This window comes from Pseudomonas sp. IT-347P (assembly GCF_949768005.1).
Classification (GTDB): Bacteria; Pseudomonadota; Gammaproteobacteria; order Pseudomonadales; family Pseudomonadaceae; genus Aquipseudomonas.
In genome coordinates this window covers 1-15,418 of record NZ_CATKPQ010000013.1, presented here as the reverse complement: position 1 = coordinate 15,418, position 15,418 = coordinate 1, and the positions used below count along the sequence as shown (strand labels likewise).

The window sequence follows — 15,418 nt, the reverse complement described above, 5'->3', positions numbered from 1 at the left end:
GATGGTGCCAACGTTGACGTGCGGTAGGGAACGATCAAATTTTTCTTTAGCCACGACAATTAACTCCTAGCCTAAAGGGGCTGAATCAGCCTTGTTTTTTGGTTACGGATTCGACGATGTGCGACGGAGCCGTATCGTATTTTTTGAATTCCATAGAGTAGCTTGCGCGACCCTGGGACATGGAGCGAACGTCGGTCGCGTAACCGAACATCTCACCCAGCGGAACCTCGGCACGGATAACCTTGCCGGACACTGTGTCTTCCATACCCTGGATCATGCCGCGACGACGGTTAAGGTCGCCCATTACATCACCCATATAGTCTTCAGGCGTAACAACCTCTACCGCCATGATCGGCTCGAGCAACTCACCACCGCCCTTCTGGGCCAGTTGCTTGGTCGCCATGGAAGCAGCCACCTTGAACGCCATCTCGTTGGAGTCGACGTCGTGGTAAGAACCATCGAACACGGTAGCCTTCAGGCCGATCAGCGGATAGCCGGCAACAACGCCGTTCTTCATCTGCTCTTCGATACCCTTCTGGATAGCCGGGATGTATTCCTTAGGAACCACACCACCTACAACTTCGTTCACGAATTGCAGACCTTCCTGACCTTCGTCAGCAGGAGCAAAACGAATCCAGCAGTGACCGAACTGGCCGCGACCACCGGACTGACGAACGAACTTGCCTTCGATTTCACAGTTCTTCGTGATGCGCTCACGATACGAAACCTGAGGCTTGCCGATGTTGGCTTCGACGTTGAACTCACGGCGCATCCGGTCAACCAGGATGTCCAGGTGCAGCTCGCCCATGCCGGAGATGATCGTTTGACCAGTCTCTTCATCAGTTTTAACGCGGAAAGACGGGTCTTCCTGAGCAAGTTTGCCCAGAGCGATACCCATTTTTTCCTGGTCATCCTTGGTCTTAGGCTCTACGGCAACCGAAATAACCGGCTCCGGGAAGTCCATGCGAACCAGGATGATTGGCTTGTCAGCGTTGCAGAGGGTCTCACCAGTGGTGACATCCTTCATGCCGATCAGGGCCGCGATGTCGCCAGCGCGTACTTCCTTGATCTCTTCACGGGCGTTTGCGTGCATTTGCACCATACGACCCACGCGCTCTTTCTTGCCTTTAACCGAGTTGATCACGCCGTCGCCGGAGTTCAACACGCCCGAGTAAACACGGACGAAGGTCAAAGTACCCACGAATGGGTCGGTAGCGATTTTGAACGCCAGAGCAGCAAACGGCTCGTCATCACTTGCGTGACGCTCCATTTCCTCTTCCTCGTTATCAGGGTTGGAACCCTTGATCGCAGGAATGTCGGTAGGAGCAGGCAGGAAGTCGATAACGGCGTCGAGAACCAGGGGAACACCCTTGTTCTTGAACGAGGAACCGCAAACAGCCAGAACGATTTCGCCGGCGATAGTACGTTGACGCAAAGCAGCCTTGATCTCTTCGATCGTCAGCTCTTCGCCTTCCAGGTACTTGTTCATCAGCTCTTCGCTGGCTTCGGCAGCAGCCTCAACCATGTTGTTGCGCCACTCTTCGGCCAGCTCTTGGAGCTCGGCAGGAATGTCCTTGCGAACAGGGACCATACCTTTGTCAGAGTCGTTCCAGTAGACAGCTTGCATGTTGATCAGATCGATCTGACCCTGGAAGTTGTCTTCGGAACCGATAGCCAACTGGATCGGCACCGGAGTGTGACCCAGACGCTGCTTGATCTGACCGATCACGCGCAGGAAGTTGGCACCGGCACGGTCCATCTTGTTTACGTAAACAAGACGTGGAACGCCGTATTTGTTGGCTTGACGCCATACGGTTTCCGACTGCGGCTCAACACCCGAAGTACCACAGAACACAACGACAGCGCCGTCGAGTACGCGCAGGGAACGTTCAACTTCAATGGTGAAGTCTACGTGGCCCGGGGTATCGATTACGTTGAAGCGATGCTCGTGCGGGTACTGCTTCTCGGAACCTTTCCAGAAAGCGGTGATAGCAGCAGAAGTAATGGTAATACCACGCTCCTGCTCCTGAACCATCCAGTCTGTGGTCGCGGCGCCGTCATGCACCTCGCCCATTTTGTGACTTTTGCCGGTGTAAAAAAGGACGCGCTCGGTGGTGGTGGTTTTACCAGCATCCACGTGAGCGACGATACCGATGTTACGGTAGCGGCTAATCGGAGTAGTACGAGCCATAAAGCCCTCGCAAAATTAGTGAAGCTAAAATTAGAAGCGGTAGTGCGAGAAAGCTTTGTTAGCTTCGGCCATACGGTGCACGTCTTCACGCTTCTTAACAGCAGCACCTTTACCTTCAGCAGCATCCAGCAGTTCGCCAGCCAAACGCAGAGCCATAGACTTCTCGCCACGCTTACGGGCGAAGTCTACCAACCAGCGCATTGCCAGAGCGTTACGACGGGAAGGACGAACCTCGACCGGAACCTGGTAAGTAGCACCACCAACGCGGCGCGACTTCACTTCGACCAGCGGAGCGATGGCGTCGAGTGCTTTTTCGAAGAGTTCCAGGGGATCGGTGCCAGCCTTACGGGCCGCAACGGTTTCCAGGGCACCATAAACGATACGCTCGGCAACGGCTTTTTTACCGCTTTCCATAACGTGGTTCATGAATTTGGCGAGGATCTGGCTTCCGTATTTCGGATCGTCCAGAATCTCACGCTTTGCTGCTACGCGACGTCTTGGCATGATAAGCCCTCAAGCGGTCTTCAGGTTAGCTCGGGACAGATCCAGTGGATGCGTGCCCGACCTTACTCTTATCGACTCAATAAAATGAAAATCTGCAAAACGACCGATTACTTCGGACGCTTGGTACCGTACTTCGAACGACCCTGGTTACGGCCTTTAACGCCGGAAGTATCCAAGGAGCCGCGAACGGTGTGGTAACGAACACCTGGCAAGTCTTTTACACGACCGCCGCGGATCAGTACCACGCTGTGCTCTTGCAGGTTGTGACCTTCACCACCGATGTACGAGGAAACCTCGAAACCGTTGGTCAGGCGCACACGGCATACTTTACGCAGTGCCGAGTTAGGTTTTTTCGGCGTAGTGGTGTACACACGGGTGCACACGCCACGACGTTGCGGGCAGTTCTGCAGCGCAGGTACGTCGGATTTCTCGACGATACGCTTACGCGGCTGACGTACCAGCTGGTTGATAGTTGCCATCTACTAGCTCCACTGTTGTCTTGCGACGCTATTGTCTTGCAAGAAAAGCAAAATGGCAGGAACGAATTCCCGCCAAATTTAGGGGATCAAGAGTCTAAAGAGGATCTTGCCCCCAGTCAAGGCAAGGCCCCGACCTCCCCGCTCCTCGAACCTCGACAAAATGTCTCGATTCGACGAACGGAGCGATCAGGGCCTTACGCTCATTTACCGCAGAACTCAGTTACCGCTCGAGTTCAGCGCTTCGGTCAGTGCAGCTTCCACTTCACTGGCGCTTACGCGCAACGGCTTGTCAGCATCACGACGACGCTTACGCTCGCTGTGATATGCCAGACCGGTACCTGCCGGGATCAGACGACCCACGACCACGTTTTCTTTCAGGCCGCGCAGGTAATCGCGCTTGCCGGTGACTGCCGCTTCGGTCAGTACGCGGGTAGTTTCCTGGAAGGAAGCCGCCGAGATGAACGATTCGGTGGACAACGACGCCTTGGTGATACCCAGCAGAACGCGCGTGAACTTGGAGACAAACTTGTCTTCCGCGCTCAGACGCTCGTTCTCTACCAGTACGTGAGTCAGTTCCATCTGGTCGCCCTTGATGAAGCTGGAGTCGCCGGACTCGGAGATCTCAACTTTACGCAGCATCTGACGCAGGATGGTCTCGATGTGCTTGTCGTTGATCTTCACGCCCTGCAGACGATAAACGTCCTGGATCTCGTTGACGATGTACTTGGCCAGCGCGCTCACACCCAGCAGACGCAGGATGTCGTGCGGATCGCTTGGACCGTCGGAAATAACTTCGCCGCGGTTTACCTGTTCGCCTTCGAACACGTTCAGGTGACGCCACTTCGGAATCAGCTCTTCGTACGGATCGCTACCGTCGTTCGGGGTAATAACCAGACGGCGCTTGCCTTTGGTCTCTTTACCGAACGCGATGGTGCCGCTGACTTCAGCCAGAATCGACGCTTCTTTCGGACGACGCGCTTCGAACAAGTCGGCAACACGCGGCAGACCACCGGTGATGTCACGGGTCTTCGAAGTTTCTTGCGGGATACGAGCGATAACATCACCGATCGCGATCTTCGCACCGTCCGCTACACCGACCAGGGCGTTGGCTGGCAGGAAGTACTGAGCGATAACGTCAGTGCCTGGCAGCAACAGATCCTTGCCGTTGTCGTCGACCATCTTCACTGCTGGGCGGATTTCCTTACCGGCAGCTGGACGATCTTTCGCGTCGAGTACTTCGATGTTGGTCATACCGGTCAATTCGTCAGTCTGACGCTTGATCGTGATGCCTTCTTCCATGCCCACGTAGGTCACGGTACCTTTCATTTCGGTAACGATCGGGTGAGTGTGCGGATCCCACTTGGCCACGATTGCGCCAGCGTCGACCTTGTCGCCTTCTTTAACCGAAATCACAGCACCGTACGGCAGCTTGTAACGCTCACGCTCACGACCGAAGTCATCAGCGATGGCCAGCTCACCGGAACGGGACACAGCAACCAGGTGACCATCCACTCGCTCAACGTGCTTCAGGTTGTGAAGACGGACAGTACCGCCATTCTTCACCTGAACGCTGTCAGCTGCGGAAGTACGGCTCGCCGCACCACCGATGTGGAACGTACGCATCGTCAGCTGGGTACCCGGCTCACCGATGGACTGGGCAGCGATAACGCCGACCGCTTCACCGATATTCACCTGGTGACCACGAGCCAGATCACGGCCGTAGCACTTGGCGCAAATGCCGTAGCGGGTTTCGCAGCTGATCGGCGAACGCACGATCACTTCGTCGATGCTGTTCAGCTCGATGAACTCGACCCACTTCTCGTCTACCAGAGTGCCGGCAGGAACGATAACGTCCTCGGTACCTGGCTTGAATACGTCACGGGCAATAACACGACCCAATACGCGCTCACCCAACGGCTCTACAACGTCACCGCCTTCAATGTGCGGCGTCATCAGCAGACCGTGTTCGGTGCCGCAATCGATCTCGGTTACAACCAGATCCTGCGCCACGTCTACCAGACGACGAGTCAGGTAACCGGAGTTCGCCGTTTTCAACGCGGTATCCGCCAGACCTTTACGAGCACCGTGAGTCGAGATGAAGTACTGAAGTACGCTCAAACCTTCACGGAAGTTCGCAGTAATCGGCGTTTCAATGATGGAACCGTCCGGCTTGGCCATCAGACCACGCATACCGGCCAGCTGACGAATCTGTGCTGCGGAACCCCGCGCACCCGAGTCAGCCATCATGTACATCGAGTTGAAAGACTCTTGATCGACTTCAACGCCATGACGGTCGATAACCTTCTCTTTCGAGAGGTTGGCCATCATCGCCTTGGAAACTTCGTCGTTCGCTTTCGACCAAAGGTCGATCACTTTGTTGTACTTCTCGCCCTGGGTTACCAGGCCGGAGGCGTACTGGCTCTCGATCTCTTTCACTTCGTCGGTGGCTGCACCGATGATGCGGGCTTTTTCATCCGGGATAACGAAGTCGTTAACGCCGATGGAAACGCCGGAGATGGTCGAGTAAGCGAAACCGGTGTACATCAACTGGTCAGCGAAGATCACGGTCTCTTTCAGACCAACCACGCGATAGCACTGGTTGATCAGCTTGGAGATCGCCTTTTTCTTCATCGGCAGGTTGACGACGTCGAACGACAGACCTTTTGGCACAACCTGGAACAGCAGCGCACGGCCGACAGTAGTGTCGACGATACGGGTACCGCTCACGCTGTTGCCGTCACGGTCGTTGACGGTTTCGTTGATACGTACTTTTACCTTGGCGTGCAGTGCGGCTTCGCCGGCACGGAACACACGGTCAACTTCCTGCAGATCCGCGAACACACGACCTTCGCCTTTGGCGTTGATCGCTTCACGAGTCATGTAGTACAGACCCAATACAACGTCCTGCGACGGAACGATGATTGGCTCACCGTTGGCTGGCGACAGAATGTTGTTGGTCGACATCATCAACGCACGCGCTTCCAACTGGGCTTCCAGTGTCAGCGGTACGTGCACGGCCATTTGGTCGCCGTCGAAGTCGGCGTTGTACGCGGCGCAGACCAGAGGGTGCAGCTGGATAGCCTTACCTTCGATCAGTACTGGTTCAAACGCCTGGATACCCAGACGGTGAAGGGTCGGTGCACGGTTGAGAAGAACCGGGTGTTCGCGAATCACTTCAGCGAGAACGTCCCAAACCTCTGGCAGTTCGCGCTCGACCATTTTCTTGGCCGCTTTGATGGTGGTCGCGAGACCACGCATTTCGAGCTTGCCGAAAATGAACGGTTTGAACAGCTCGAGAGCCATCTTCTTCGGCAGACCGCACTGGTGCAGACGCAGGGTCGGGCCTACGGTAATTACCGAACGACCGGAGTAGTCAACACGCTTACCGAGCAAGTTCTGACGGAAACGACCTTGCTTACCCTTGATCATGTCAGCCAGGGATTTCAGAGGACGCTTGTTGGAACCGGTGATCGCGCGGCCACGACGACCGTTGTCTAGCAGAGCATCGACAGCTTCCTGCAACATACGCTTTTCGTTGCGCACGATGATGTCCGGAGCGGACAGATCCAGCAGGCGCTTCAAACGGTTGTTACGGTTGATCACTCGACGATACAGATCGTTGAGGTCGGAAGTTGCGAAACGACCGCCGTCCAGTGGAACCAGTGGACGCAGATCTGGCGGCAGTACCGGCAGAACGGTCAGCACCATCCACTCTGGCAGGTTGCCGGAACCCTGGAAGGCTTCCATCAACTTCAGACGCTTGGACAGCTTCTTGATCTTGGTTTCGGAGTTGGTTTGCGGAATTTCTTCACGCAGACGGCCAATCTCGTGTTCCAGGTCGATAGCGTGCAGCAGTTCACGGACAGCCTCTGCACCCATGCGGGCGTCGAAGTCATCACCGAACTCTTCCAGCGCTTCGAAGTACTGCTCGTCGTTCAGCAGCTGACCTTTTTCAAGGGTGGTCATGCCTGGATCGATAACGACATAGCTCTCGAAGTAGAGAACGCGTTCGATATCACGCAGGGTCATGTCCATCAGCAGGCCGATACGGGACGGCAGCGATTTCAGGAACCAGATGTGAGCAACCGGCGAAGCCAGTTCGATGTGCGCCATGCGCTCACGACGAACCTTGGCCAGTGCAACTTCAACGCCGCACTTCTCGCAGATCACACCACGGTGCTTCAAGCGCTTGTACTTACCGCACAGGCACTCGTAATCCTTTACCGGGCCAAAGATCTTGGCGCAGAACAGACCGTCACGCTCAGGTTTGAACGTACGGTAGTTGATGGTTTCCGGCTTTTTAACTTCACCGAACGACCACGAGCGGATCATCTCAGGCGAGGCCAATCCGATACGGATGGCGTCGAACTCTTCGACTTGACCCTGGTTTTTCAGCAAATTCAGTAGGTCTTTCAAGGCCTTTCCTCCTGGCGGAGCAGAGAGCGGGCAATCCTGCCCCGCTCTCGATTCGCGTCACGTGTTATTCGGTTTCCAGATCGATATCGATGCCGAGGGAACGAATTTCCTTGATCAACACGTTGAAGGACTCGGGCATGCCCGGCTCCATACGGTGATCGCCATCCACGATGTTTTTGTACATCTTGGTACGGCCGTTCACATCGTCCGACTTCACTGTGAGCATTTCTTGCAGAGTGTAAGCAGCACCGTATGCTTCCAGTGCCCAGACCTCCATCTCCCCGAAACGCTGACCACCGAACTGCGCCTTACCACCCAGCGGTTGCTGGGTAACCAGGCTGTACGAACCGGTAGAACGCGCGTGCATCTTGTCGTCTACCAAGTGGTTCAGCTTCAGCATGTACATGTAGCCAACGGTAACTGGACGCTCGAACTTGTTGCCGGTACGGCCGTCAGTCAGCTGCATCTGGCCGCTTTCCGGCAGGTCTGCCAGTTTCAGCATGGCCTTGATTTCGCTTTCCTTGGCGCCGTCGAACACTGGAGTGGCCATTGGAACACCGCCACGCAGGTTCTTCGCCAGATCCAGGATTTCCTGATCGGAGAAGCTGTCCAGATCTTCGTTACGACCGCCGATCTGGTTGTAGATCTCGTCCAGGAAGGTACGCAGTTCAGCGACTTTACGCTGCTCTTCGACCATCCGGTTGATCTTCTCACCCAGACCTTTGGCCGCGAGGCCCAGGTGGGTTTCAAGGATCTGACCAACGTTCATACGCGAAGGTACGCCCAGCGGGTTGAGGACGACGTCGACCGGGGTGCCGTTGGCATCGTGCGGCATGTCTTCAACCGGCATGATCACGGAGACCACACCTTTGTTACCGTGACGACCGGCCATCTTGTCGCCCGGCTGGATGCGACGACGGATTGCCAGGTAAACCTTGACGATTTTCAGCACGCCTGGAGCCAGGTCATCGCCCTGCTGCAGTTTGCGCTTCTTGTCTTCGAACTTGTCGTCCAGCAGACGGCGGCGATCAACGATGTAGGCCTGGGCCTTCTCGAGCTGCTCGTTCAGAGCATCTTCAGCCATGCGCAGTTTGAACCACTGACCATGCTCAAGACCGTCGAGAACTTCGTCGGTGATGTCCTGACCTTTCTTCAGACCTGCGCCGCCTTCAGCCTTGTGGCCTACCAGAGCGGAACGCAGACGTTCGAAAGTAGCGCCTTCAACGATACGGAACTCTTCGTTCAGATCCTTGCGGATCTCATCCAGCTGGGACTTCTCGATCGACAGGGCACGAGCATCACGCTCAACGCCGTCGCGGGTGAAGACCTGTACGTCGATGACAGTACCTTTGGTGCCGGTTGGCACGCGCAGGGAGGTGTCTTTAACGTCGCTGGCTTTTTCACCGAAGATCGCACGCAGCAGTTTTTCTTCCGGAGTCAGTTGGGTCTCGCCTTTCGGAGTGACCTTACCTACCAGAATGTCGCCTGCGCCAACTTCAGCACCTACGTAAACGATACCGGCTTCGTCCAGTTTGTTCAGTGCAGCTTCACCCACGTTAGGGATGTCCGCAGTGATTTCCTCTGGGCCAAGCTTGGTGTCACGGGCCACACAGGTCAGTTCCTGAATGTGGATCGTGGTGAAGCGGTCTTCCTGAACCACACGCTCGGACAGGCAGATGGAGTCTTCGAAGTTGAAGCCGTTCCATGCCATGAACGCGATGCGCATGTTCTGACCCAGTGCCAGTTCACCCATGTCGGTGGACGGGCCGTCGGCCATGATGTCGCTACGCTGAACGCGATCACCCTTGCTCACCAGCGGACGCTGGTTGATGCAGGTGTTCTGGTTCGAGCGGGTGTATTTGGTCAGGTTGTAGATGTCGACACCCGCTTCGCCGGTTTCAACTTCGTCATCAGCAACACGAACCACGATACGGCTGGCGTCGACGGAGTCGATCACGCCGCCACGACGAGCCACGACGCAAACGCCGGAGTCACGGGCTACGTTACGCTCCATGCCGGTACCTACCAGCGGCTTGTCAGCGCGCAGGGTTGGTACAGCTTGACGCTGCATGTTCGAACCCATCAACGCACGGTTGGCGTCGTCGTGCTCGAGGAACGGAATCAGCGACGCTGCAACCGAAACTACCTGCTTCGGCGAAACGTCCATCAAGGTGACTTCTTCAGGCGCCTTGACGGTGAATTCGTTCAGGTGACGTACGGCTACCAGTTCGTCGATCAGGACTTTCTGGTCGTTCATGGTCGCCGAAGCCTGCGCGATCACGTGATCGGCTTCTTCAATGGCGGACAGGAACACGATCTCGTCGGTGACTACACCCTCTTTCACCACGCGGTACGGGCTTTCCAGGAAGCCGTACTGGTTGGTGCGAGCGTACGCAGCCAGGGAGTTGATCAGACCGATGTTCGGACCTTCCGGCGTTTCAATCGGGCATACACGACCGTAGTGAGTCGGGTGTACGTCACGGACTTCAAAGCCTGCGCGCTCACGAGTCAGACCGCCAGGGCCGAGTGCAGAGACACGACGCTTGTGGGTGATCTCGGACAGCGGGTTGTTCTGGTCCATGAACTGCGAGAGCTGGCTGGAACCGAAGAACTCTTTCACCGCCGCAGCCACTGGCTTGGCGTTGATCAGGTCTTGCGGCATCAGGCCTTCGCTTTCAGCCATCGACAGACGCTCTTTGACCGCACGCTCAACACGTACCAGGCCAACGCGGAACTGGTTCTCGGCCATTTCGCCTACGCAGCGAACACGACGGTTACCCAGGTGGTCGATGTCATCGACGATGCCTTTACCGTTACGGATGTCGACCAGAGTCTTCAGTACCGCGACGATGTCTTCCTTGCACAGCACGCCCGAACCTTCGATCTCGGTACGACCGATACGACGGTTGAACTTCATCCGGCCGACCGCAGACAAGTCATAGCGCTCAGGGCTGAAGAACAGGTTGTTGAACAGGGTTTCGGCAGCGTCTTTGGTTGGCGGCTCGCCTGGACGCATCATGCGATAGATCTCGACCAGCGCTTCCAATTGGTTGCTGGTGGAGTCGATCTTCAGTGTGTCGGAGATGAACGGACCGCAGTCGATATCGTTGGTGTACAGAGTCTCGATGCGAACAACGCCGGCCTTGGCAATTTTTGCCAGGACTTCGGTGTTCAGTTCGGTGTTGCACTCTGCCAGGATTTCGCCGGTAGCCGGATGCACGATGACCTTGGCGGTGGTGCGACCCAGGACGTAGTCCAGAGGCACTTCCAACGTCTTAATACCGGCTTTTTCGATCTGATTGATGTGGCGCGCAGTAATACGACGGCCCGCTTCAACAATGACCTTGCCCTTCTCGTCCTGAATGTCCAGAACTGCAATCTCACCACGCAGGCGCGATGGCACCAGTTCCAGGCTGAGGGTTTCGCCGCTCAGGTGGAAGACGTTGGTGGTGTAGAAAGCATCCAGCACTTCTTCAGTGGTATAGCCGAGCGCGCGCAGCAGTACCGATGCCGGCAGCTTGCGACGACGGTCGATACGTACGAACACGCAGTCTTTCGGGTCGAACTCGAAGTCCAGCCACGAACCGCGGTAAGGAATGATGCGCGCGGAGTACAGCAGTTTGCCGGAGCTATGCGTCTTGCCGCGGTCGTGGTCGAAGAACACGCCCGGGGAACGGTGCAGCTGGGAAACGATTACACGCTCGGTACCGTTGATTACGAAGGTACCGTTCTCAGTCATCAGGGGGATTTCACCCATGTAGACTTCTTGCTCTTTGATGTCCTTGATCGCTTTGTTCGACGATTCTTTGTCGAAAATGATCAGGCGCACTTTTACCCGCAAAGGTACGGCGAAAGTTACACCGCGCAATACGCATTCTTTGACATCAAATGCCGGTTCGCCCAAGCGATAACCGACGTACTCCAGCGCAGCATTGCCGGAGTAGCTGATGATCGGGAAAACGGATTTGAAGGCCGCATGCAGGCCCACGTCGCGGAACTGATCTTTAGTCGCTCCCGCTTGCAAGAATTCACGATACGAATCCAGCTGGATGGCCAGGAGGTAAGGCACATCCATGACGTCCGGCAACTTGCTAAAGTCCTTGCGGATACGTTTTTTCTCAGTATATGAGTAAGCCATCAGCGTTCCCCAGCTTGGTCACCTGCTTGTTTGGCCCCTCCCGACGGGAGCAGCCAGAAAATCGTGCAAACCCCATGGTTTGCTCCACCGCATCGGGTGGTTACAGCGCCGTTATCAGCACCGACCCAGTCGGCTGCCAAGAACGGAAAAAGGCCGGTGGCAAGAGCCACCAGCCATCAGCCTGTCGCTTGACGCTCGGGCTGGAGGAGCAAAGTCGATACTTATTTCAGCTCGACTTTAGCGCCTGCTTCTTCCAGCTTCTTCTTGGCGTCTTCAGCCGCTTCTTTCGAAACGCCTTCAGCTACAACCTGAGGAGCGCCGTCTACTTTCTCTTTGGCTTCTTTCAGGCCCAGACCGGTCAGTTCACGAACTGCCTTGATCACGTTAACCTTCTTCTCGCCAGCTTCCAGCAGAACAACGTTGAACTCGGTTTGCTCTTCAACAACAGCGGCAGCAGCAGCTGGACCAGCCGAAGCGGCAGCAGCGGTAACGCCGAAGGTTTCTTCCATCGCTTTGATCAGCTCAACGATTTCCACTACGGATTTCTGGCCGATTGCTTCGATGATTTGTTCGTTAGTCAGAGACATGACTCAATTCCTGAATTGGGGGACGGCCTACGCGACCATCGAAATAAACAAAAAACGCGAGAAGTTGACGAGCCTTAGGCTGCGGCAGCTTCTTTCTGGTCGCGAATTGCCGCCAGAGTACGAGCCAATTTGCTGGTAGCGCCTTGAATCACGCTCATCAGCTGAGAAATTGCTTCGTCACGGGTCGGCAGAGTTGCCAGTACGTCGATCTGATTAGCTGCGAGGAACTTGCCCTCGAACGCAGCTGCCTTGATCTCGAACTTGTCCTGACCCTTGGCAAACTCTTTGAAGATACGGGCAGCAGCGCCCGGATGTTCGTTGGAGAATGCAATCAGGGTCGGGCCGGTGAACACGTCGTTGAGGACACTGTATTGAGTGTCAGCAACAGCGCGCTTGAGCAGGGTGTTACGTACAACACGTACGTAAACGCCAGCTTCACGAGCCTCTTTACGGAGTCCGGTCATTGCGCCTACTGTTACGCCACGTGCATCAACCACGACAGCGGACAGAGCGACTTTGGCAGCCTCGTTGACTTCAGCGACGATGGCCTTCTTGTCTTCGAGATTAATTGCCACGGGTTTAACTCCTGCTTGTTACCGTTTCATTCGATCGGAACCGAATGTCGTTTTGGTGTCTGATTCGGTAAGGAACCGGGAGCACCATCTGCGTAGGCTTATGGTTTAAGACTTGCGTCGCCTACGGTCTTGGATAGCCCCCGCCAGGCAGGGACCCCAATCTTTCAATTGGCGCGAACCATCGCGCCAACCTTTGTCTTACGCGTCCAGCGAGCTCTGGTCGATAACCAGACCTGGGCCCATAGTGGTGCTCAGGGTAACGCGCTTGACATAAATACCTTTCGAAGAAGCTGGCTTGATACGCTTCAGATCAGCGATCAGGGCTTCAACGTTTTCCTTCAGCTTGACGGCGTCGAAGCCGATCTTGCCAACGGAAGTGTGGATGATGCCGTTTTTGTCGGTGCGATAACGGACCTGACCAGCTTTAGCGTTTTTAACCGCGGTAGCTACGTCTGGAGTTACAGTACCGACTTTCGGGTTAGGCATCAGACCACGTGGGCCGAGGATCTGACCCAGCTGACCTACAACGCGCATTGCATCCGGGGATGCGATCACTACGTCATAGTTCAGGTCGCCGCCTTTCATTTCGGCAGCCAGGTCGTCCATACCTACACGGTCAGCGCCGGCAGCCAAAGCGGCCTCAGCAGCTGGACCCTGGGTAAACACAGCAACGCGAACAGTCTTGCCAGTGCCGTGTGGCAGCACGGTAGCGCTACGAACAACCTGGTCAGATTTACGCGGGTCTACACCCAGGTTTACAGCAACGTCAAACGACTCGCTGAACTTGACAGTCGACAGCTCAGCCAGCAGAGCAGCGGCGTCTACAATGTTGTAGGCCTTGCCTGCTTCGATTTTGCCGGCGATAGCCTTTTGACGCTTGGTCAGCTTAGCCATTACACACCCTCCACGTTAAGGCCCATGCTACGAGCAGAACCGGCGATAGTACGCACGGCTGCATCCATATCAGCTGCAGTCAGATCCGCGTTTTTGGTTTTCGCGATTTCTTCCAGCTGAGCACGGGTAACAGTGCCAACCTTAACGGTGTTCGGACGAGCGGAACCGCTGGTCAGACCGGCCGCCTTCTTCAGCAGAACCGAAGCAGGGGTGGATTTGGTTTCGAAAGTGAAGCTACGGTCGCTGTAGACAGTGATGATCACTGGAGTCGGCAGACCTGCTTCAAGACCCTGGGTACGGGCGTTGAAAGCCTTGCAGAATTCCATGATGTTCACGCCATGCTGACCCAGAGCAGGACCAACAGGTGGGCTTGGGTTAGCCTGAGCGGCCTTCACTTGCAGCTTGATGTAAGCGGTAATTTTCTTGGCCATGAGGCACTCCAATTACGGGTTCGAACGCCTCGAAAGGCTCCCCGGTTACTTGCGCGTTTATCCCAGTGACGACAAAACCCCACAGCCTAGGGCTGCGGGGTTGGGATGCTTGTTCAGCTAGACCTTTTCGACCTGACTGAACTCCAACTCTACCGGAGTAGAGCGACCGAAAATGAGCACCGCCACTTGGATCCGGCTCTTTTCGTAGTTAACTTCTTCAACAACGCCATTGAAATCGGCAAATGGACCGTCATTGACTCGCACCGTCTCACCCGGCTCAAAGAGAGTCTTCGGCTTCGGCTTGTCGCTACCATCAGCAACACGACGTAGAATCGCTTCCGCCTCTTTGTCGGTGATTGGCGCAGGCTTATCAGCAGTACCGCCAATGAAACCCATCACCCGAGGAGTATCCTTGACCAAGTGCCAAGTACCCTCATTCATATCCATCTGAACCAGCACATAGCCTGGAAAGAACTTGCGTTCGCTTTTGCGCTTCTGGCCATTACGCATTTCAACCACTTCTTCAGTGGGAACCAGAATCTCGCCGAAGCCATCTTCCATGCCAGCCAGCTTTACGCGCTCGATCAGCGAGCGCATCACATGCTTCTCGTAACCCGAGTAAGCATGCACAACATACCAACGCTTAGCCACGGGACACCCTTAGCCGACAATCAAGGAAACAAGCCAGCCGAGCAGGGAATCAAGCCCCCACAACAGCAACGCCATAACCAGAACAACAGCCACCACAATCAGGGTGGTCTGCGTGGTTTCTTGGCGAGTTGGCCAAACGACTTTACGAATCTCGGTGCGAGCTTCCTTAACCAGTACAAAGAAAGACTTGCCCTTCGCAGTCTGCAGACCTACAAAGGCAGCTACAGCAGCAATGACAAGCAAAGCGAGTACACGGTACAGGATCGGCGAAGCAGAGTAATACTGATTGCCAACAACGCCAACAACCACCAAAGCGACAACTACAAGCCACTTGAGCAGATCGAAGCGAGAGCCTTGAGCTTCAGCTTTAGGAGTCATCTATGAAGATCCTGTGAAAAGAAAGCCAGACACACCAAGTGAATCTGGCAGGTCAGGAGGGAATCGAACCCCCAACCTACGGTTTTGGAGACCGTCGCTCTGCCAATTGAGCTACTGACCTAAAACAAAATCAGGCCGACCATTATGCCGGCCCGAAAAATACATTACAACCAC

Annotated in this window: 11 protein-coding genes and 1 tRNA gene; all 12 read right to left on the bottom strand. The window is 55.5% G+C overall.

Going from position 1 to position 15,418, the window contains the following annotated elements; translation table 11 throughout:
• Positions 1–85 precede the first annotated feature (85 nt).
• Entirely contained in the window at positions 86–2,191 is a 2,106-nt protein-coding gene (gene fusA, locus ACM6IV_RS08780; RefSeq protein WP_414869624.1) for an elongation factor G, read from the bottom strand.
• Positions 2,192–2,221: 30 nt separating this feature from the next.
• Positions 2,222–2,695 carry a 30S ribosomal protein S7 gene (gene rpsG / locus ACM6IV_RS08775; RefSeq protein WP_016772941.1) on the bottom strand — a complete coding sequence of 158 codons (474 nt, stop codon included), beginning with the start codon at positions 2,693–2,695 and terminating at the stop codon, positions 2,222–2,224.
• A gap of 107 nt (positions 2,696–2,802) precedes the next feature.
• Positions 2,803–3,174, bottom strand: coding sequence for a 30S ribosomal protein S12 (gene rpsL / locus ACM6IV_RS08770; RefSeq protein WP_003186084.1), 372 nt, complete (start codon positions 3,172–3,174; stop codon positions 2,803–2,805).
• A gap of 216 nt (positions 3,175–3,390) precedes the next feature.
• A complete protein-coding gene (gene rpoC, locus ACM6IV_RS08765) occupies positions 3,391–7,590 on the bottom strand; it encodes a DNA-directed RNA polymerase subunit beta' (RefSeq protein WP_414869623.1) in 4,200 nt (1,399 codons plus the stop codon).
• A gap of 64 nt (positions 7,591–7,654) precedes the next feature.
• Positions 7,655–11,728, bottom strand: coding sequence for a DNA-directed RNA polymerase subunit beta (rpoB, locus tag ACM6IV_RS08760; protein WP_414869622.1), 4,074 nt, complete (start codon positions 11,726–11,728; stop codon positions 7,655–7,657).
• Positions 11,729–11,949: 221 nt separating this feature from the next.
• Positions 11,950–12,315, bottom strand: a complete 366-nt coding sequence (rplL, locus tag ACM6IV_RS08755; protein ID WP_003228750.1) for a 50S ribosomal protein L7/L12 — start codon at positions 12,313–12,315, stop codon at positions 11,950–11,952.
• Between the two features lie 74 nt (positions 12,316–12,389).
• Positions 12,390–12,890 carry a 50S ribosomal protein L10 gene (gene rplJ, locus ACM6IV_RS08750; protein ID WP_008081912.1) on the bottom strand — a complete coding sequence of 167 codons (501 nt, stop codon included), beginning with the start codon at positions 12,888–12,890 and terminating at the stop codon, positions 12,390–12,392.
• A 198-nt stretch (positions 12,891–13,088) separates the two neighbouring features.
• Positions 13,089–13,784, bottom strand: a complete 696-nt coding sequence (gene rplA / locus ACM6IV_RS08745; RefSeq protein ID WP_003228754.1) for a 50S ribosomal protein L1 — start codon at positions 13,782–13,784, stop codon at positions 13,089–13,091.
• On the bottom strand, positions 13,784–14,215 hold the full coding sequence (gene rplK / locus ACM6IV_RS08740) for a 50S ribosomal protein L11 (RefSeq protein WP_003228756.1): 432 nt from the start codon (positions 14,213–14,215) through the stop codon (positions 13,784–13,786). Before rplK ends, rplA begins: the two co-directional genes overlap by 1 nt.
• Before the next feature lie 117 nt (positions 14,216–14,332).
• A complete protein-coding gene (gene nusG, locus ACM6IV_RS08735) occupies positions 14,333–14,866 on the bottom strand; it encodes a transcription termination/antitermination protein NusG (protein ID WP_007957598.1) in 534 nt (177 codons plus the stop codon).
• 9 nt (positions 14,867–14,875) lie between these two features.
• Positions 14,876–15,244 (bottom strand): preprotein translocase subunit SecE, encoded by a 369-nt coding sequence (gene secE, locus ACM6IV_RS08730; protein WP_007916493.1) that lies wholly within the window; start codon positions 15,242–15,244, stop codon positions 14,876–14,878.
• 45 nt (positions 15,245–15,289) lie between these two features.
• A tRNA-Trp gene (locus tag ACM6IV_RS08725) sits at positions 15,290–15,365 on the bottom strand.
• Positions 15,366–15,418 lie beyond the last annotated feature (53 nt).

Bases quoted from the DNA above. Each gene is read 5' to 3' on its own strand.
- fusA (WP_414869624.1), bottom strand. From the start codon at position 2,191: ATGGCTCGTACTACTCCGATTAGCCGCTACCGTAACATCGGTATCGTC.
- secE (WP_007916493.1), bottom strand. From the start codon at position 15,244: ATGACTCCTAAAGCTGAAGCTCAAGGCTCTCGCTTCGATCTGCTCAAG.
- rplA (WP_003228754.1), bottom strand. From the start codon at position 13,784: ATGGCTAAGCTGACCAAGCGTCAAAAGGCTATCGCCGGCAAAATCGAA.
- rpsL (WP_003186084.1), bottom strand. From the start codon at position 3,174: ATGGCAACTATCAACCAGCTGGTACGTCAGCCGCGTAAGCGTATCGTC.
- rpsG (WP_016772941.1), bottom strand. From the start codon at position 2,695: ATGCCAAGACGTCGCGTAGCAGCAAAGCGTGAGATTCTGGACGATCCG.
- rpoB (WP_414869622.1), bottom strand. From the start codon at position 11,728: ATGGCTTACTCATATACTGAGAAAAAACGTATCCGCAAGGACTTTAGC.
- rplK (WP_003228756.1), bottom strand. From the start codon at position 14,215: ATGGCCAAGAAAATTACCGCTTACATCAAGCTGCAAGTGAAGGCCGCT.
- rplL (WP_003228750.1), bottom strand. From the start codon at position 12,315: ATGTCTCTGACTAACGAACAAATCATCGAAGCAATCGGCCAGAAATCC.